The 18,394-nt window shown below is 70.6% G+C and carries 18 protein-coding genes, 1 pseudogene and 1 riboswitch; of the genes and pseudogenes, 8 read left to right on the top strand and 11 right to left on the bottom strand.

Going from position 1 to position 18,394, the window contains the following annotated elements; translation table 11 throughout:
* Positions 1-119 precede the first annotated feature (119 nt).
* Genes SALPAC2_RS0103430 through pdhA form a run of 3 tightly spaced genes read right to left on the bottom strand, consistent with a single transcriptional unit; the run spans position 120 to position 3,654 of the window.
* Positions 120-1,484: a dihydrolipoamide acetyltransferase family protein gene (locus SALPAC2_RS0103430; RefSeq protein WP_026184375.1), complete on the bottom strand. Its 1,365-nt coding sequence runs from the start codon at positions 1,482-1,484 to the stop codon at positions 120-122.
* Positions 1,466-2,473: an alpha-ketoacid dehydrogenase subunit beta gene (locus tag SALPAC2_RS0103425; RefSeq protein ID WP_018215235.1), complete on the bottom strand. Its 1,008-nt coding sequence runs from the start codon at positions 2,471-2,473 to the stop codon at positions 1,466-1,468. Before SALPAC2_RS0103425 ends, SALPAC2_RS0103430 begins: the two co-directional genes overlap by 19 nt.
* Complete coding sequence (gene pdhA / locus SALPAC2_RS0103420) at positions 2,473-3,654, bottom strand: pyruvate dehydrogenase (acetyl-transferring) E1 component subunit alpha (protein WP_026184374.1); 1,182 nt, start codon at positions 3,652-3,654, stop codon at positions 2,473-2,475. Before pdhA ends, SALPAC2_RS0103425 begins: the two co-directional genes overlap by 1 nt.
* Positions 3,655-3,726: 72 nt before the next feature.
* Between pdhA and SALPAC2_RS0103415 the strand changes: the two genes are divergently transcribed.
* Positions 3,727-4,278: an Lrp/AsnC family transcriptional regulator gene (locus SALPAC2_RS0103415; RefSeq protein ID WP_018215233.1), complete on the top strand. Its 552-nt coding sequence runs from the start codon at positions 3,727-3,729 to the stop codon at positions 4,276-4,278.
* On the opposite strand, the gene SALPAC2_RS0103410 is transcribed toward SALPAC2_RS0103415, so the two are convergent.
* On the bottom strand, positions 4,275-5,246 hold the full coding sequence (locus SALPAC2_RS0103410; protein ID WP_026184373.1) for a DNA polymerase domain-containing protein: 972 nt from the start codon (positions 5,244-5,246) through the stop codon (positions 4,275-4,277). The genes SALPAC2_RS0103415 and SALPAC2_RS0103410 overlap by 4 nt on opposite strands.
* Before the next feature lie 90 nt (positions 5,247-5,336).
* Complete coding sequence (locus tag SALPAC2_RS0103405; protein ID WP_018215231.1) at positions 5,337-6,218, bottom strand: metallophosphoesterase family protein; 882 nt, start codon at positions 6,216-6,218, stop codon at positions 5,337-5,339.
* Between the two features lie 112 nt (positions 6,219-6,330).
* A riboswitch (ZMP/ZTP riboswitch) is annotated at positions 6,331-6,421 on the top strand.
* Positions 6,422-6,452: 31 nt separating this feature from the next.
* Here SALPAC2_RS0103405 and SALPAC2_RS0103400 point away from each other — a divergent pair.
* A complete protein-coding gene (locus tag SALPAC2_RS0103400; protein WP_018215230.1) occupies positions 6,453-7,889 on the top strand; it encodes a glycine hydroxymethyltransferase in 1,437 nt (478 codons plus the stop codon).
* Positions 7,890-7,912: 23 nt separating this feature from the next.
* On the opposite strand, the gene SALPAC2_RS0103395 is transcribed toward SALPAC2_RS0103400, so the two are convergent.
* The 3 genes from SALPAC2_RS0103395 to SALPAC2_RS0103385 form a co-directional block, all read right to left on the bottom strand.
* Positions 7,913-8,713, bottom strand: a complete 801-nt coding sequence (locus SALPAC2_RS0103395; protein WP_018215229.1) for a DedA family protein — start codon at positions 8,711-8,713, stop codon at positions 7,913-7,915.
* Between the two features lie 86 nt (positions 8,714-8,799).
* Positions 8,800-9,633 (bottom strand): helix-turn-helix domain-containing protein, encoded by an 834-nt coding sequence (locus tag SALPAC2_RS0103390; protein WP_018215228.1) that lies wholly within the window; start codon positions 9,631-9,633, stop codon positions 8,800-8,802.
* Between the two features lie 172 nt (positions 9,634-9,805).
* Positions 9,806-10,045 carry a DUF397 domain-containing protein gene (locus SALPAC2_RS0103385; RefSeq protein ID WP_018215227.1) on the bottom strand — a complete coding sequence of 80 codons (240 nt, stop codon included), beginning with the start codon at positions 10,043-10,045 and terminating at the stop codon, positions 9,806-9,808.
* A gap of 234 nt (positions 10,046-10,279) precedes the next feature.
* Here SALPAC2_RS0103385 and SALPAC2_RS0103380 point away from each other — a divergent pair, with 234 nt between their 5' ends.
* Positions 10,280-10,927 (top strand): GGDEF domain-containing protein, encoded by a 648-nt coding sequence (locus SALPAC2_RS0103380; protein ID WP_018215226.1) that lies wholly within the window; start codon positions 10,280-10,282, stop codon positions 10,925-10,927.
* A 42-nt stretch (positions 10,928-10,969) separates the two neighbouring features.
* Here the strand turns inward: SALPAC2_RS0103380 and SALPAC2_RS26800 are convergent.
* Positions 10,970-11,116 (bottom strand): annotated as a pseudogene (locus SALPAC2_RS26800) (DUF998 domain-containing protein); the annotation flags it as partial.
* Between the two features lie 58 nt (positions 11,117-11,174).
* On the opposite strand from SALPAC2_RS26800, the gene SALPAC2_RS0103370 reads away from it, so the two are divergent.
* From SALPAC2_RS0103370 to SALPAC2_RS0103350, 5 genes are all read left to right on the top strand, one after another.
* Entirely contained in the window at positions 11,175-11,444 is a 270-nt protein-coding gene (locus SALPAC2_RS0103370) for a metal-sensitive transcriptional regulator (RefSeq protein WP_026184371.1), read from the top strand.
* 131 nt (positions 11,445-11,575) lie between these two features.
* Positions 11,576-13,021 (top strand): MBL fold metallo-hydrolase, encoded by a 1,446-nt coding sequence (locus tag SALPAC2_RS0103365; protein WP_026184370.1) that lies wholly within the window; start codon positions 11,576-11,578, stop codon positions 13,019-13,021.
* Complete coding sequence (locus tag SALPAC2_RS0103360; RefSeq protein WP_018215222.1) at positions 13,018-13,917, top strand: sulfite exporter TauE/SafE family protein; 900 nt, start codon at positions 13,018-13,020, stop codon at positions 13,915-13,917. The genes SALPAC2_RS0103365 and SALPAC2_RS0103360 overlap by 4 nt, the downstream gene beginning before the upstream one ends.
* A 102-nt stretch (positions 13,918-14,019) precedes the next feature.
* Positions 14,020-14,196, top strand: coding sequence for a hypothetical protein (locus SALPAC2_RS27445; protein WP_018215221.1), 177 nt, complete (start codon positions 14,020-14,022; stop codon positions 14,194-14,196).
* A gap of 102 nt (positions 14,197-14,298) precedes the next feature.
* Entirely contained in the window at positions 14,299-15,987 is a 1,689-nt protein-coding gene (locus SALPAC2_RS0103350; protein WP_018215220.1) for a long-chain-fatty-acid--CoA ligase, read from the top strand.
* 76 nt (positions 15,988-16,063) lie between these two features.
* Here SALPAC2_RS0103350 and SALPAC2_RS0103345 read toward each other — a convergent pair whose 3' ends face one another.
* On the bottom strand, positions 16,064-17,206 hold the full coding sequence (locus SALPAC2_RS0103345; RefSeq protein WP_018215219.1) for a fatty acid desaturase family protein: 1,143 nt from the start codon (positions 17,204-17,206) through the stop codon (positions 16,064-16,066).
* Positions 17,207-17,221: 15 nt separating this feature from the next.
* Positions 17,222-18,313 (bottom strand): ferredoxin reductase, encoded by a 1,092-nt coding sequence (locus SALPAC2_RS0103340; protein WP_018215218.1) that lies wholly within the window; start codon positions 18,311-18,313, stop codon positions 17,222-17,224.
* Positions 18,314-18,394 lie beyond the last annotated feature (81 nt).

The raw sequence follows: 18,394 nt of genomic DNA, 5'->3' as shown, positions 1-18,394 counted from the left end.
CGAGCCTGCCCGATCAGGCTCACCGTTCATATCCGAGCCGATTAGGGGCTGTTCGTCCGAAATTTTCTCCAACGTGCGGTGGAGCCCGGAACGCGGGGCCTACGGGCCCCGCGTCCTGGTCAGAGGTTCGCGATCAGCACCGCTGGCCGCTCGACACAGTCCGCGACATGCCGCAGGAAGCCACCGGCCACCCCGCCGTCGCAGACCCGATGATCAAAAGTGAGGCTGAGCTGCGTCACCTTGCGTACCGCAAGCTGCCCGTCCACCACCCACGGCTTGTCCACAATCCGGCCGACGCCGAGCAGCGCCGCCTCCGGATGGTTGATGATCGGTGTGGACCCGTCCACCCCGAACACGCCGTAGTTGTTCAGCGTGAACGTCCCGCCGGTGAGCCGGCTCGGTGGCAGCGTGCCGGCCCGCGCCGCCGCCGTGGTCTCGGCCAGCGCGGCGGCCAGCCCGGCCGTGGTGAGCCGCTGCGCGTCGCGCAGCACCGGAACCACGAGCCCTCGGTCGGTCTGGGCCGCGATGCCCAGATGCACCCCGGCGGACTGGACGATCCGCTGCGCCCCACTGTCTACCCGGGCATTGAGCTGGGGGAATCGCCGCAGCCCAGCGAGGCAGATCCGGGCGAGCAGCGCCAGGACGCTCACCGGTTCGGCCGGGGTGGCCGCGTTGATCGCCGCGCGGGTCTCCAGCAGGGCGGTCGCGTCGGCATCCACCCAGATCGTCACCTCGGGAATCTCCCGCCGGCTGCGGGAGAGCTTCTCGGCGATGACCTTACGGATACCGGTCAACGGCACGATCACATCGCCGTCGGCGGGCACGGCTTCCGCCGCCGGCACGGCGTTCGCGGCGGACACAGCGGGCGCAGTGACCGGAGCCAGGGTGGCGGCCTCCACATCAGCCCGGCGAATCACCCCACCGGGGCCGGTACCACGCAGGGCGGCCAGGTCAACGCCGCGCTGCTTCGCCAAGCGCCGCACGATCGGCGAGATGACCCGAACGCTCCCGCCGGCTGGCCCCCGGCCACCACCCGGGGCAGTGCCGGTCGGGGCGGCACCACTGGACACGACACCGGTCGGGGCGGCCCGGGACCGGCGTCGGCGAGCCGCTCCGCCGTGGCCGGTCCCATACCCGATCAAGACGTTCCCGGAGCCATCCTGCTCCGGCTCACGGTTGACCACCGGCCCACCAGAGCCCCCAGGAGCACCATCCGCCTCGACCGCCGCCAGCGACGCAATGGTGATCAAGGGCTGGCCGACCGGCCGCACCTCGCCCGCCGTGCCGTGCAGGGCCACCACCCGTCCGGCGTACGGGCAGGGCACGTCGACCACCGCCTTGGCGGTCTCCACCTCCACGACGGCCTGGTCCACCGTCACCGTGTCGCCCACGGCGACCCGCCACTCGACGATCTCCGCCTCGCTCAGCCCTTCCCCGAGATCCGGCAGGAGGAAGACTCGCTCACTCATCCGACCGTCACCCACCGCTCGTCGGGCTGGTCATCCCACTGGAGGCGGGCCACCGTGTCAAGCACCCGATCCACCGACGGCAGATGGGTGTGCTCCAGCATCGGCGCCGGGTACGGGATGTCCAACCCGGCGACCCGCAGCACCGGCGCGAGCAGGGAGTGGAAGCAACGCTCCTGCACGCGCGCGGCGATCTCCGCACCGACCCCGGCAAAGCCCTGGGCCTCGTGCACCACCACGCACCGGCCCGTTCTCCGCACCGACGCCGCGATCGTGCCGTCGTCGAACGGCACGATCGTCCGCACGTCAACGACTTCAAGGTCCCGGCCCTCCGCCTGGGCTGCCTCGGCAGCGGCCAGGGCCACCGGCACCGCCGGCCCGTACGCGACCAGGGTGGCGTCAGTGCCCGGACGACGTACGACGGCGCGGCCGAACGGCTCGGTCCGGACCGGCAGCTGCGCCTCGGAGCTAGCGAAGTAGAGCTTCTTCGGCTCCAAGAAGATGACCGGGTCCGGGTCGTCGATCGCCGAACGCAGCAGCGAGTAGGCGTCGGCCACGGTGGCCGGGGTTACGACCTTCAAACCGGGGGTGTGCGCGTAGTACGCCTCCGAGGAGTCGCAGTGGTGCTCCACCCCGCCGATGCCACCAGCGTACGGGATCCGGATCACGATCGGCACGGTCAGCGCGCTCCGGGTACGGTTGCGCAGCTTCGCCACGTGCGAGGCGATCTGCTCGAAGGCCGGGTACCCGAACGCGTCGAACTGCAGCTCCACCACCGGGCGGAGCCCGGACATGGCGAGGCCGACCGCGAAGCCGACGATGCCGGCCTCGGCGAGCGGAGTGTCGAAGCAGCGCTTGTCGCCGAAGCGGGCCGCCAGCCCGTCAGTGATCCGGAACACCCCGCCGAGTTGGCCGACATCCTCGCCGAAGACGACCACCCGGTCGTCGTCGAGCATCGCGTCGGCGAGCGCGGCGTTGAGCGCCTTCGCCATGGTCATGCTTGCCATCACCCGGCTCCCTCCTGGTCGGCGGCCAACTCGGCGCGAACCTGCGCCCGCTGTTCGACCAGCTGCGGCGTTGGTTCGGCGTAGACGTGGTCGAAGAGCGTCAACGGGTCAACGGTCGGCTTGTCGTGCATCCGCTCGCGCAGGTCGGCCGCGTACTCCTCGGCCTGCGCGGCCACCCGCGCCACGGTGGTGTCGTCCAACGCCCCCCGGTCCCGCAGGTAGGTTTCCAGCCGGACGACCGGGTCCCGGTCCTGCCAGCTCGCCACCTCATCGGCGTCCCGGTAGCGGGCGGCGTCGTCGGCGTTGGTGTGCGGCTCCATCCGGTAGGTGTGCGCCTCGACCAGGAAGGGGCCGTGGCCAGCACGGGCGTGCGCCACGGCCCGGGTGAGCACCGCAAGGACGGCGACCGGGTCGTTGCCGTCGACCCGCTCGCTGGGCACGCCGTACCCGACGCCCTTGTACGCGAGACTGGGTGCGGCGGTCTGCCGGGACAGCGGCACGCTGATCGCGTACTCGTTGTTCTGGATGAGGTAGACGACCGGCGCCTTGAAGACGGCGGCGAAGTTGACCCCCTCGTGGAAATCACCCTCGCTGGTGGCGCCGTCGCCGAGAAAGGCCAGTGCCACCGTGTCCCGACCCTGGTACGCCTCGCCGTAGGCGAGGCCGGCGGCGTGCACACACTGGGTGGCCAACGGGGTGCACTGCGGGGCGGTACGCCGGACGGCCGGATCGTAACCACAGTGCCAGTCACCGCGGAGCAGGGTCAGCACCTCGACGGGGTCGATCCCCCGGGCGGTCAACGCCATCGACTCGCGATAGGTCGGGAACACCCAGTCCTCGTCGCGCAGCGCGAGGACCGCGCCGACCTGACATGCCTCCTGGCCCCGAGCCGACGGGTAGACGGCGAGCCGACCCTGTTTGGTCAGGGCGGTGGCCTGCAGGTCGAAGCGACGGCCGAGCACCATCCGGCGATACAGCTCGACCAGCGCCTCAACGGGGGGCACCGGGTAGTCGGGGTGCGCCGGCAGCGGGGTGCCGGCGGGGTCGAGCAGGCGAATCTGCTCGGTGGTGGGCAGGAACGGGCGGGCCGGGTCCGGCGGCGCGGCCGGCCGAGACTTTCGGCGAACCGCCCGGGATGTGGTTGTCACGGCGGGTACCTCCTGGACGTCTGGTGCGCCCATGCTCCTGTGGTCGGATGGTTGACTCAAGAACCGGTGAAAACGCAGGATGGTTGGCCTAGGGGAGGTATCGCAATGAGCCAAGAGTCCGACCCGGGTAGGGCCGCGGCGACCGGGCCGGGACAATCGGCCCGGCCCCTGGACGATGTGGACCGTCGCATCCTGGCCGAGTTGGTCCGGGACGGACGCACGTCGGTGCGGACGCTCGCCGCACGCCTGCACATCTCCCGAACCAACGCGTACGCCCGGATGGAGCGGTTGCTCCGCGACGGTGTGGTCACCGGCTTTCATGCCCGGGTGACGCCGGAGGCCGCCGGCCTGGGTACGTCGGCGTACATCGCCATCACCATCGAACAGAACACCTGGCGGGAGGTCTCGGCGGAGCTGGCCCAGGTGCGCTACCTGGAGCACGCCGCGCTGGTCGGCGGCGAGCACGACGTACTCGCTCTGGTCCGGGCCCCGGACAACGCCACGCTGCGAGACGTGGTGCTGACCCGGGTGCAGAGCATCCCCGGGGTGCTCTCCAGCCGCACCTGGCTGGTCTTCCACGAGTTCGACGGCGAGACGTCGCCCTGGGGCCCGGCTGCGTCCCCACCGTCTCCCGGCCCCCGGCGCCCGGGACCCTAACGCTCGGGCGGCGCCGCCAGCTTCTCCCGGTCGGCCAGCTCCAGCAACGGCTCCAGCGAATACGCCCGTTCGTCCAGCCCCGCGTGTGGATCGCCGTGCTCGGCGAAGCGGGCCGGCATCGTGGTGATGTCGAAGTCCTCCGGCTGGGCATCGTCCAGCTCAGTCCAGGCCACCGGGGCGGAGACCAGCGCCGCCGGGGTGGGCCGGATCGAGTACGCCGAGGCCATCGTGTGGTCCCGGGCCATCTGGTTGTAGTCGACGAAGACCGGCCGATCCCGTTGTTCCCGCCACCAGGTGGTGGTGACCAGGTCGGGCCGACGGCGCTGGATCTCCCGACCCAACGCCAGCACCGCCCGGCGGCAGTCACCGAAGCCCCACCGTGGCTCGATGGTGAGGTAGACGTGCAACCCTCGTCCCCCGGTGGTCTTCGGGTAGCCAACCAGGCCGAGCTCGTCGAGGAATGCGCGGACCTCGTGCGCCACCGGTACCACCTGGTCGAACCCGACCCCGGGTAGCGGATCCAGGTCGATGCGGAGCTGGTCCGGTCGCTCGACATCAGGTCGGGACACCGGCCACGGGTGGAACCGGAGCGTGCCGAGGTTGACCGCCCAGGCCACCACGGCCAGCTCACTCGGCGCGAGCTCGTCCGCGCTCCGACCGCTCGGGAACGTCAGGTGCACGGTGCGAACCCAGTCGGGAGCGCCCGCCGGCAGCCGCTTCTGGAAGAAGGCGTCCCCGCGGTTGTCCGCCCGCGTCGCGATCTTGGCACCGGCGAAGACGCCGCGCGGCCACCGTTCGAGCATCGTCGGCCGGTCCCGAAGGGCGCGCAGGATGCCCTCGCCGACCGCCAGGAAGTAACGCACCACATCGATTTTGGTCAGCCCCAACTCGGAGAAGTAGGGCTTGTCCGGGTTGGAGACGCGGACCAGCCGCCGTCCCACCCGGATCTGCTCGGCCGGCGTCGCCACGTCCACACCGTAGCCGTGATCCGACGCGCACCTCGGGTCGGACGCGCATCGCCAGCCGCACGGATCCGACAACCCCGGCGAAGGAACGGGCTACCAGGCGGTCGGTGGCGACCCCGCCGGCGCCGGCAGGATCCGGCGCGGCTGCCCCGGCGGCCCGCCCCGGCGCCGCCACTCCCGGGGGTAGCCCACCGACACCTCCTCGAAGCGCACCCCGTCGTACCAGGTGGTGCGCGGGATGTGGAGGTGGCCGTAGACCACCGCGACGGCGTCGAAACGCCGATGCCAGTCGGCCGTCGCCTCGGTGCCGCACCACTGCGCGAAGATCGGATAGCGGAGAATGCGGGTGGGCTCACGACGCAGCGGCCAGTGGTTCACCAGGACCGTCGGCAGCGCCGGGTCCCGCTCCGCCAGCCGCCGGGCCGTCCCGGCGACCCGGGCGGCGCACCAGGCCGACCGGCTCTCGTACGGGTCGGGGTGCAGCAGGTACTCGTCGGTGCAGACGATCCCGGTCCGGTACGCCTCGGCGAGCGCCGCCTGCGACGTGTCGAGGCCCTCGGGACGCCAGCTGTAGTCGTAGAGCAGGAACAGCGGTGCCACGGTGACCGGGCCGCCGGGCCCCTCCCACACCGGGTACGGGTCCTCCGGTGTGACGACGCCGAGCTCCCGGCAGAGCTCGACCAGGTGGGCGTAGCGGGCGGCGCCGCGCAGGGGCACCGGGTCGGCTGGCAGGCTCCACAGCTCGTGGTTGCCGGGCGACCAGAGCACCTTCGCGAACCGGGCAGCCAGCAGCCGCAGCGCCCATTCGACCTGCGCGACCGTGTCTCCCACGTCGCCGGCGACCAGCAGCCAGTCCGCTGGCGACTCCGGGCGGAGCTGCTCAACGACCGTCCGGTTCTCCGCGTGCCGCACGTGCAGATCACTGATTGCGAGCAGACTTCCCCGACCGTCCGCCCGATCGCCCGGCCCCGCCATGTGCCGATCCTAGCCGCGCCGCCCATCGCCGTCGATCTTCGATCCGGCGCTGCCCCGCCGAGCACGGCGGAGGAACGTCGGCCGGGCGCCGCACCGCGAACCCGGTAGGATCCCCTCGGGTCGGGACTGGCGCGATTTGGGATGGAGCACCATCGGGGAACGACCCACCACACGGACGCACGCCGAGCGCCTGGGCCTCCACACGTCCACCGGGAACGTTCACCAGGAGGTCACATGTCGGGTAACGCCGAGTCCACCGCCTATCGCAGCGCGCTCGAGGTGATCGGTGCCGTCGAGCCGCGGGTCGCCACCGCCATCCGCGCCGAGTTGGCCGACCAGCGTGAGTCGCTCAAGCTGATCGCCAGCGAGAACTACGCCTCCCCCGCGACGCTGCTGGCCATGGGCAACTGGTTCAGCGACAAGTACGCCGAAGGTACGGTCGGCCGTCGCTTCTACGCCGGCTGCCAGAACGTCGACACCGTCGAGGCGCTCGCCGCCGAGCACGCCCGGGAGTTGTTCGGAGCGCCGTACGCCTACGTGCAGCCGCACTCGGGGATCGACGCCAACCTTGTCGCCTTCTGGGCGGTCCTCGCCGACCGGGTCGAGGCGCCCGCGCTCAAGCGCGCCCAGGCCCGACATGTCAACGACCTCACCGAGGCCGACTGGTTCGCCCTGCGCCGGGAATTGGGCGACCAGCGGATGCTGGGCATGTCGCTGGACGCGGGCGGTCACCTCACCCACGGCTTCCGGCCGAACATCTCCGGCAAGATGTTCGACCAGCGCAGCTACGGCACCGACCCGGAGACCGGGTTGATCGACTACGACCGGGTCGCCGAGGCCGCCCGTGAGTTCAAGCCGCTGATCCTCGTCGGCGGCTACTCGGCGTACCCCCGGAAGGTCAACTTCCGGATCCTGCGGGAGATCGCCGACTCGGTCGGTGCCACCTTCATGGTGGACATGGCCCACTTCGCCGGGCTGGTCGCCGGCAAGGTCTTCACCGGTGACTTCGACCCGGTTCCGCACGCGCACATCGTGACCTCCACCACGCACAAGTCGCTGCGTGGGCCCCGCGGCGGCCTGGTGCTCTGCGGTCCGGAGCTCGCCGCGCAGGTCGACCGGGGCTGCCCGATGGTGCTCGGCGGCCCGCTGCCGCAGGTGATGGCCGCCAAGGCGGTCGCGCTCGCCGAGGCCCGGCGTCCCGACTTCGTCGACTACGCCGGGCGGATCGTCGCCAACGCGCAGGCCCTGGCCGACGGGTTGCAGCGTCGGGGCGCGAAGCTGGTCACCGGCGGGACCGACAACCACTTGGCGCTGATCGACGTGACCGGGTACGGGCTCACCGGCCGGCAGGCCGAGCAGGCGCTCCTCGACTCGGGCATCGTCACCAACCGCAACGCGATCCCGCAGGACCCGAACGGCGCCTGGTACACCTCCGGGATCCGGGTCGGTACGCCGGCGTTGACCACCCGCGGCTTCGGCACCGCCGAGCTGGACGCCACTGCCGAGCTGATCCACACCGTCCTGAGCCGGACCGCACCCGGGACGAACGCCGACGGCACCCCGTCGAAGGCGAAGTACGTGCTGGACCCGGGCGTCGCCGACCGGGTCGGCAAGCAGGCCAGCGACCTGCTCACCGGTTTCCCCCTCTATCCCGCCATCGACCTCGGCTAGCCCGCCGGTCCCGATCGGACTCGTCAGCGCACGGTGGTGTCCTCGGACCAGCTACTCCGGTAGAGGGTTCCCCGGCCCTGCGGGTCGGGGACACCATCGACGGGCGGCACCGACGCGGGGAACTCGTCCTCCGGCCCGTTGGGCTGCACTCCCCCGGCTGTCCGGGACCGGCGGAGCCGGGTGACGACGAACCAGCCGAGCCCCGCCACGCAGGCCACGATGACGATGTTCTGGAGCACCCCGGCGTACTCCTCGACCAGATGCCAGTTGTCACCGAGCAGGTAACCGGCCATGACGAAGGTGGTATTCCAGATCAGACTGCCCATTGTGGTGTAGACGACGAAGGTCCACACCGGCATCCGCTCCACCCCGGCCGGGATCGAGATCATGCTTCGGAAGATCGGAATCATCCGGCCGAAAAACACCGCTTTGACGCCGTGCCGGAGAAACCACTCTTCGGTCTTGTCGACGTCGCTCAGCTTCACCAACGGAAGCCGGGCGGCGATGGCTCGCATCCGGTCCCGCCCCAATGCCGCACCGATGTAGTACAGCGCGAGCGCACCCACCAGCGAGCCCAACGTGGTCCAGAAGATCGCGCTGATGACGCTCATCCGTCCCTGGCCGGCAACGAACCCGGCCAGGGGCAGGATCACCTCGCTGGGGATCGGCGGGAACAGGTTCTCCAGCGCCACGGCGAGGCCGGCGCCGGGCCCGCCCAGCCGCTCCACCAGACCGATCACGTGCCCGACCAGGCCGTCCTGAGGGGGTTCGGCCTGGCTGACGCTGGTACTGGCGGCGAGGAGGGCGTGCACGGTTCGAGGCATGGGCTATACGGTACGAACTCCACCTGAGAGCGCACTCAGCCGGTCGGCGCTGACCGGACGACGAGATCAGGCGGGCCCGCGCCGAGTCAGCCCGAGGGTAGTTCGGCCAGGATCCGGTCGAGCAGTTCCGGCGTACGCTCTGGCGGCTCCGCCTCCACGCAGAGCCGCTCCATCGCCAACGCGTAGAACTCCAGATCTTCCCGCTTGTCGAGGTAGAGGGCGCTGGTGAGCTGCTCAATGTAGACCACGTCGGGCAGTTCCTGGTCACTGAAGCGCAAGATGGTGAAGGCGCCGCCCGCGGCGGCGTGCCCACCGGCGGCGAACGGTACGACCTGGAGCCGCACGTTCGGCAGCCTGGTCGCCTCGATCAGCGCCGAGACCTGCTGCCGCATGACCGCCGCGCCGCCGATCGGCCGGCGCAGGGCCGCTTCGTCCACCACGGCCCACAGCTGTGGCGGTTCCGCACCGTGCAGCACCTGTTGCCGCCGCATGCGCAGCGTGACCCGACGGTCGATCTCCGCCGACGAGGCACGGCTGTGCCCGAGAAGCACGACCGCCCGGGCGTACTCCTCGGTCTGGAGCAGGCCGGGCACGAACTGGAGCTCGTACGTGCGGATCCGGGTCGCCGCTGCCTCCAACCCGAGGTAGGCCTGGAACCAGGACGGCAGCACGTCCCCGTACCGGTGCCACCAACCGGGGCTGTTCGCGTCCCGGGCCAGGCCGAGCAGGGCGTCCCGCTCCGTTGGGTCGGTGATGCCGTAGAGGGTCAGGAGATCCGCGACGTCGCGTTCCTTGAAACCGACCCGTCCCAGCTCCATTCTACTGATCTTCGACTCGGAGGCCCGAATCTCCCAGCCCGCGCCCTCCCGGGTAACCCCGCAGGACTCGCGGAGCCGGCGCAGCTGCGCGCCGAGCATCATCCGTAGGACGGTTGGGCCAGCCGATGACCCCCCCTCAACGGGTATCGTCGCCACTGCCGCCCCTCCGTTTGCTGGACGCGCCCGGGCCGGACCTGACCCGGTCGCCGGGTCAGCATGCCATGGCCCATCGGTGAGGGGAATTGGTCCCGGCGGCGCGGCGCGGATCAGTCGATCAGTGGATCAAGTGATCGAAGTCACCATCTCTGGCCCCGAGCACGAAGGCCGCGATCTCGTCCACGGTGTAGATCAGAGCGGGGCCGTCGGGATGCCGCGAGTTGCGCACGGCGATGCCCGCACCATCCGGAAGCTCGGCCAGCTCGACGCAGTTGCCACTGGGGTTACTACGGCGGCTCTTCTGCCACCGCAGCGGCGGCAGCTCGGGAGCGGGAACGCCATTCGATAGCGGCTGCATGTGCGCCCTTCTCGTCATGCATCCGTCCACACCGCAGCCCGGACGGGTACGTGTGGACAGAGAGGCTCCTGCACGTGCATCTGCTATTGCATCTGCATCGGACAACGAGCATGATAGCCGACGGGAGTGGTGTCGATCCGCTTACCGTAAGTCACCTTTACTGGGCGGCTAGCAGGGCAGACACGGGTCGGTGACCGTCGGCAATGCCGGGGCATCGGCATGACGGGAGGACTCATGCCGGATCCGCTGACGATCGCATCCGGCGTCTGCGCCGCGGGCGCCCTCATCTCCTCCTGGCAGCTGCACCGCCGGGCGGTGCAGGCCGAGACGGAGATCGCCCTCCTCCAGGCCGAGCTCGCCGCCGAACGCCACGCGGCCAGCCACGACCCGCTCACCGGCCTGCCCAACCGGCGAGCCTTTCATCGGCTGGCCGCCGCCCTGCTGACCCGAGCCGACGGGCGACCGCTGATCGCCGTCGTCCTCGATCTCGACGACTTCAAACAGATCAACGATCGGTACGGACACGCCGCCGGCGACCAGGTACTGGTCAACGTCGCCCAGCGGCTCGCCGACTTCGCGGGAGACGACCCGGTCGCCCGACTCGGCGGGGATGAATTCGCCGGGCTGCTCACCGCCCCTGAGGTCGAGCGGCGGTGGCTTGAGCACGCCACCCGCCGGCTGCACGATGTCCTCGCCGCACCAATCCGGCTGCACTCCGCAAGCGTGCGGGTGACCGCCTCCGTCGGATTGGCGCCGGTCACCTGCCCCGCCCAGCTCTCCGAGGCGTTGGACCAGGCCGACGCCGCGATGTACCGCGCGAAGAGCATCGACTCGCCCCACCTCCGCCAGCTCCTCGACAGCGCGAGCAGCGGCGACCGCTGACCAACTGGCCGCCCTGCCCGATGATCGTCATGCGACCGATCGTCAGGTGGCCTGGCTACGGGTGACCTGGCGACGGGCCAGCAACACGACGGCCAACAAGATGAGCCCCGCAAGTCCGACCAGCACCCGCTGGGCCAACCCCAGGTAGTCGGCCGGACCGAGTTGGCCTCTGGAGACGTCGTACCGGATGGGAAGGACCACCGCACGCGCATACCCCCGGGGGTACTGTTGGCGATGGAGGTGTCAGGTGAAGCTTCGACCCGAGATGACCGGTGATGCGCTGACCCGGCTCAAGCGAGCCCGAGGCCAACTCAACGCGGTAATCGACATGATGGAGGACGGTCAGGACTGCCGCGAGGTGCTGACCCAGCTCGCCGCGGTGTCGAAGGCCATCGACCGGGCTGGCTACAAAATCATCGCATCGGGCATGCGGCACTGCACCACCGCTCGGAAACAGGGCGAGGAACCCGAAATGACCGAGGAGGAGTTGGAGAAGCTCTTCCTCGCCCTGGCCTGAGTCAACCGAGAACCAACCCTCCAGCTGCATCCCGGCGATCGGAGGGGGTAACCGCACGCCAACCGAAAGACATCCACCTGACCGCTGCATACCCCCGGGGGTATAGGTTTTGCCCTGAAAGGAGCACGACGGTGACATTCAACGTGTCGGTCCTCGCGACCTCATCCCTGGGCGACCGCAGCTACCTGGCCACCGACGGTCAGGTGGCGGTCGTCGTTGACCCACAGCGTGACATCGACCGAATCCTGTACCTGGCCGGAGCGGCGGGGGTCCGCATCACCCATGTGGTCGAGACGCACATTCACAACGACTACGTCTCCGGCGGGCTCGATCTGGCTCGCGTCACCGGCGCCCACTACCTGGTCGCCGCGGCCGAGCGGGTCGAATTCGAACGCCTGCCGGTCACCGACGGCGACACCCTGTTGGTCTCCGACACGATGCGCCTACGGGTTACCGCCACCCCCGGCCATACCTTCCACCACCTGTCCTACGTCCTGGACTACGCGAACGATGGCGACTGGCAACCAGTGGGAGCCTTCACCGGCGGCTCACTCCTCTTCGGCACCACCGGCCGCACCGACCTGCTCGGCCAGCAACACGCCCACGAACTGGCCCACCACCAGCACAGCTCCGCCCGGCGGCTGGCAGACCTGCTGCCCGACGGCGCCGAAGTGTGGCCGACCCACGGGTTCGGCAGCTTCTGCTCCGCCAGCCAGACCGACGCCCCGGAATCGACCATCGGCCGGGAGAAGGAGGTTAACCCGGTGCTCCGGCTGGCCGCCGACGACTTCGTCACCGAAACCCTCACCGGGTTGGACGCCTACCCGGCCTACTACGCCCATACGGGCTTTACCAACCTCAACGGTCCGGCACCGGTGAACCTCACCCCGGTTGCCCGCGTCGACGCCGCCGAGCTACGTCGGCGGGTCAACGCCGGGGAATGGGTGGTTGACCTACGGCACCGCAGGGCGTACGCCGCCGCCCATCTGATCGGTACGGTCAGCCTTGGACTGGACGGAGCGATGTCCACCTGGCTCGGCTGGCTCATCAGCTGGGGCACACCGGTCACCCTGCTCGCCGAGACCTCCGCGCAGATCGCCGAGGCACAGCGCGAACTGGTACGCATCGGCATCGACCGGCCAGCCGGCCAGGCCACCGGCGAGGCCGAGCGGTGGGCGGCCGACCGCGAACAGCTACGGAAGCTACCGCTGGCCGACTTCGCCGCGCTGGCCGCCGCCCGTACCGGGCGGCTCCCCACCGGGCTGCCCACCCCCGACGTGGTGCTCGACGTGCGAATGGCCAACGAGTGGGCCGCAGGGCACATCGCTGGCGCCGTACACCTGCCCCTGTCCGAGCTTCCCCGGCGTCTCGCCGACCTGCCCACCGGTGCGGTCTGGGTGCACTGCGGCTCCGGCTATCGGGCCACCGCCGCCGGTTCGCTGTTGGCCAACGCCGGCCGCGACGTGGTCGTCATCGACGACCGATTCGCAGCGGCCGAGGCGGCCGGAATCACCCTGGTCGGCGCGGAAGCCACCCGCACCCGCCACGACAACGCGCCAACCGGACGGCGGTCGTGACCCTCAGCCTCATCCTGACCGTCGGGCTGGCCGTCCTGATCGGGCTCAGCCTCGGCCTACTCGGCGGGGGCGGCTCCATCCTCGCCGTACCGCTGCTGGTCTACGTCGCCGACCTGCCGGCGAAGGAGGCGATCGCCACCTCGCTGCTGGTGGTCGGCGTGACCAGCGCGGTCGGCGTGCTACCGCACGCCCGCGCCGGACGGATCCGCTGGCGTACCGGCCTGCTCTTCGGGGTCGCCGGCATGGCCGGGGCCTACGTCGGCGGCCGGCTGGCCGCATTCGTCCCGGCGGCGGTCCTGCTCACCGGCTTCGGAGTGATGATGCTGGCCACCGCGACCGCGATGATCCGTGGTCGCCGTGGCACCGGCCGGTCGAGGGTGCCACGAGAGCTCCCGGTACGGCGGGTCCTCCTAGACGGCGTTGTGGTCGGCCTGGTCACCGGCATCGTCGGCGCGGGTGGCGGCTTCCTGGTGGTGCCCGCACTCGCGCTCCTCGGTGGCCTGCCGATGTCGGTCGCCGCCGGCACCTCACTGGTGGTCATAGCGATGAAGTCGTTCGCGGGTCTGGCCGGCTTCCTGTCCAGCGTCAGCATCGACTGGGGCCTGGCCGCCGCGGTCACCACAGCCGCGGTCGCCGGCAGCCTCGCCGGCGCCCGACTGGCCGGCCGGGTACCGGAAGTCGTGCTCCGTCGGACCTTCGGCGGATTCGTACTGGTCGCGGGCGTGTTCATGCTGGTCCAGCAGGTGCCCGGGGACGGCCGGGACAAGATCCTGGTTGCCGTCCTCGCCAGCGCCCTCGCGGCGGGGGCACTGCTGGTCGCCGGCCGCCGCCGCAGATCCGCTGGGACGACCGGGCCCGCGCACCGCGGCGCACCGGATCACCAGGCGGAGCGCTGAGCGCACGGGCAGGAACTCGCCGGTTTCGGCCCGGCATGTTGTCGGCCAGGCCGGGAAGGCGGCGGAGCGTCCCCCGCCAACGGGGGCGGGACGGAGGTCGACATGCGGGTAGTACTGTGGGTCATCGGCATCGTCGCGGCCGCACTCATCCTGCTGGGACTGCTCTGGCAGGCGGCCCAATGGCTGATGGTTATCGGTGCGATCGCGCTGGTGATCGTGATCATCATGGCGGTGGTCAAGGTGCGCCAGATGACCCGGCAATCGCAACGACGGCACTGACCACGGGGCACTCGATCGGCGGTGCGGTGACAGGCACCTCGCCGGGTTTTCTACCAGACCGTAGGTTACGGTCCGGTAGACGAACGTGGGGAGGATGGCACCATGAACCTGAGCGCCGAGCGGCCGTGGCTTCGTAGCTACGCACCGGGGGTGCCGACCACCATCACCCCGACCGACGAGTCCCTGGTCGACCTGCTGCGAGTGGCCGTTCACCGGTTCGGCGACCGGACCGCACTGGACTTCTTCGGCGCCACCACCAGCTACCGAGAGCTGGCGGCCCAGGTGGACCGGGCGGCTGAGGCGCTACGCCGCCTCGGCGTCGGCCAAGGCGACCGGGTCGCACTGATCCTGCCGAACTGCCCGCAACACGTGGTGGCCTTCTACGCGGTGCTGAGACTCGGTGCGATTGTGGTCGAGCACAACCCGCTCTACACCGAGCAGGAACTCGCCCACCAGCTCGCCGACCACGGTGCCCGGGTCGCTGTGGTCTGGAACAAGGTCGCGCCGCTGGTGCAACGCACCGCCAGCGCCACCAAGGTCGAAACGGTCATCGCAGTCGACCTCAGCGCGGCCCTACCCCCGCTCAAGCGCTGGGCGCTGCGGCTACCGGTGCCCCGAGCCCGCACCGCCCGCGCCGCGATCACCGCCCCCGCACCGGGCACCCTGGCCTGGGAACGCCTGCTGGCCGGCAGCGGGCCGCTGGCCGCCGACCATCCCGCGCCAGAGCCGGACGACACCGCGTTGTTGCAGTACACCGGCGGCACCACCGGCACCCCGAAGGGAGCGATCCTCACCCACCGCAACCTGCGCGCCAACGCGGCGCAGGGCCGCGCGTGGGTGCCGGGACTCCGCGACGGCGCCGAGACCGTGTACGGCGTACTACCGCTGTTCCACGCCTACGGGCTGACGCTCTGCCTGACCTTCTCGGTCAGCATCGGTGCGACCCTGGTGCTGCTGCCCCGCTTCGACGTGGACGAGACCCTCCAGGCGATGCGTCGCCGCCCGCCCACATTCCTGCCGGCGGTGCCGCCGATCTACGAGAAGCTCGCCGTCGCCGCCCGGGAGCGCGGGGTCGACCTGACCTCCATCCGGTACGCCATCTCCGGTGCGATGTCGCTGCCCCCGGCCACCGTGGGCCTGTGGGAGTCGGTGACCGGCGGGCTGCTTGTCGAGGGGTACGGGATGACCGAGACCTCCCCGGTGGCGTTGGGGAATCCGGTGTCCACGGCCCGGCAGCCCGGCACGGTGGGCATCCCGTTCCCCGCCACCAACATCCGCATCGTCGACCCGGAGGACCCGACCCGGGACCGCGCGCCCGGCGAGGCAGGCGAGTTGCTGATCAACGGGCCGCAGGTCTTCGCCGGCTACTGGTGCCGGCCGGAGGAGACCGCGGCGGTGCTGCTGCCCGGCGGTTGGCTTCGGACCGGGGACATCGTGGAGATGAACTCGGACGGATTCGTACGGGTCGTTGACCGGATCAAAGAACTGATCATTACTGGTGGGTTCAACGTCTACCCGTCCGAGGTGGAGGAGGCGCTGCGGCAGATCCCGGGGATCCGCGACGCCGCGGCGGTCGGCCTGCCCGGCGCCAGCGGCGGCGAGGAGGTTGTCGCCGTGGTGGTACTGCACGCCGACTGCACCACCGACGAGGCGGGCATCCGGGCCGGGTGCCGGGAGCAGTTGACCGCGTACAAGGTGCCGCGCCGGGTGGTGGTGGTTGACGACCTGCCCCGCTCCCAGATCGGGAAGGTGCTGCGCCGGGAGGTCCGCGACCGGCTGCTCGCCACTTGACCGGGGGGCCGGCTGCTCGCCACCTAACCGGAGGCCGGGCCGCCGAGCCGGCCCGGCCGGACTGACCTACGCCAGCTCAGGCACCAGAGGTGCCCAGCGCCGGCGCCGACCGGTTGCTGGCCCGGTCGCGGGGCCGGCGATTGGGCAGCGACAGCCGGATGACCTTCTTCCAGGCGGAGAAGACCTGCCGGGGCAGCGATCCGGTGGTGTACTTCAGGCCGTACCGGTCGAACAGCGCCCGGACCTCCGGGACGACCTCCCGGTAGCGGTTGCTCGGCAGGTCCGGGAAGAGGTGGTGCTCGATCTGGTGGGAGAGGTTGCCGGACATGATGTGTAGCAACCGGCTACCGCTGATGTTCGCCGAGCCGAGCATCTGCCGCAGGTACCACTCGCCGCGGGTCTCCCCCTCGATCGAGGTCTTCTCGAAGGTCTCCACGCCCTCCGGGAAGTGCCCGCACATGATCACCGAGTGGCTCCACAGGTTCCGGACCAGGTTCGCGGTGAAGGTCGCGGCGAGCGTGCTCAGAAACGATGGTCCGGACAGCAATGGGTGCAGCACGTAGTCCTTCAGGACCTGACGGCGGATCTTCCGGCCGACCGCCCGGGCCCGGGCCCGGAACGCCGGATCCCGGTGCCGGCCCTTCTTCAGGTTGCGCCCCAGTTCCAGGTCGTACGCGGCGATGCCGTACTCGAAGAAGAAGGCGTTGATCAGGTTCCACACCGGCTGCCCCAGGTAGAGCGGGTGCCACCGCTGGTCCTCGTCAACGCGCATGATGCCGTACCCGAGGTCGTTGTCCTTGCCGATCACGTTGGTGTAGCGGTGGTGCAGCTCGTTGTGGGAGTGCTTCCACTGCTCGGCCGGAGAGACGTGGTCCCACTCCCAGGTCGTGGAATGGATCTTCGGGTCCCGCATCCAGTCCCACTGGCCGTGCAGGATGTTGTGCCCGATCTCCATGTTCTCCAGGATCTTGGCGACCGACAGACCGGCCGTCCCGATGATCCACGCCGGCGGGAACAGCGAGAAGAGCAGCACCGCCCGACTGCCCAACTCCAGGCCCCGCTGCGTCCGGATCAGCCGGCGGATGTAGCGGGCGTCCCGTTCCCCCAGGTCGGCCAGCACGCGGTCCCGGATCGCGTCCAGTTCCTTTCCGATTTCCTCAATGTCCTCGGAGCTTAGGTGAGCGATCGGGTTGGCGGGCTTGCGTTGCATGACGGTCACGTCGGTACTCCGGAATCAGTGTTCGAGATCGCAGGGGCCGGCGGCAGCCGACACACAGGTTTGGACGAGGACGCCGTCGCCGGGAACCGCCGTGGTCAGCGACCCGTTGCGCAGGTCACGGACGGCGCCTTGGCGCAGCGGCAGGACGCAGCCGTAACAGATGCCCATGCGGCAGCCGGACGGCATCAGCACACCGGCCGCCTCCCCCGCCTCCAGCAGCGGGGTGCGGCCGTCGGCGGCGACGGTCACCCCGCTGCGACCGAAGGTGACGGTGCCGCCCTCGCCCGGCGCGATGATGGTCGGGCGGAACTGCTCGGTGTGCAGTCGTTCGCCGAGGCCGGCGGCGGTCCAGTGCGCGGTCAGGGCGTCGAGGAGCCCGGCCGGGCCGCACGCCCACGTCTCCCGCTCGAGATGGTCCGGCACCAGCGCGGCCAGGTCGGCGAGGCTGAGCTGGCCGGCATCCCGGGTGTGCCGCTCCACCAGCCGGAGCGAGCCGGTGGCGGCGAGGTCCCGCAGCGCCGCACCGAAGATCACGTCCGCTGCGGTGGGCGCCGAGTGCACCAGCGTGACGTCCGCCCCGGTGAGGGCCCCGCTGCGCAGCATCCCCATGACGGGGGTGATGCCGCTGCCCGCGGTCACCAGCAGCACCCGCGCCGGCGGGGTGGCCGGTGGCACGAAGTCGCCCTGCGCCTGGTCAAGCTGCACAATCGTGCCGGGTTGAGCGTGCCGCACCAGCTGGTTGCTGACCAGGCCGCCGGGAATCGCCTTGACGGTGATCGTGATCGGGTCGTGGCGGTCGCCGGGAGCGGAGGTCACCGAGTAGGCCCGCCACTGCCGCACGCCGTTGACATCCACGCCGAGCCGGACGTACTGCCCGGGGCGGTGCCCCTGCCAGTCTCGCCCCGGCTGGATCACGACGGTGGCGGCGTCCTGGGTCTCCGGACGCACCTCGAGGATCCGGCCCCGTAGGTCGGCGCCAGCACGCAGCGGGGCGACCAGGTCAAGGTAGTCGTCGGGCAGCAGCGGGGTGGTGACCGCCGCGGCGAGCCGCAGCAGCCCGCGACGCAGGGACGCCGGTGCGGACGGGCGCTGGACGGTGGTGGTCATCTCCCGATGGTGGCGGCACACTGGCATAAAATCTTGACCTGGGAAGGTGAACCCGACCCGGTAATTTATACGAAGGGAACA

The organism is Salinispora vitiensis (genome assembly GCF_000378825.1).
Lineage (GTDB): Bacteria > Actinomycetota > Actinomycetes > Mycobacteriales > Micromonosporaceae > Micromonospora > Micromonospora vitiensis.
This window is presented reverse-complemented; position numbering and strand designations above follow the sequence as displayed.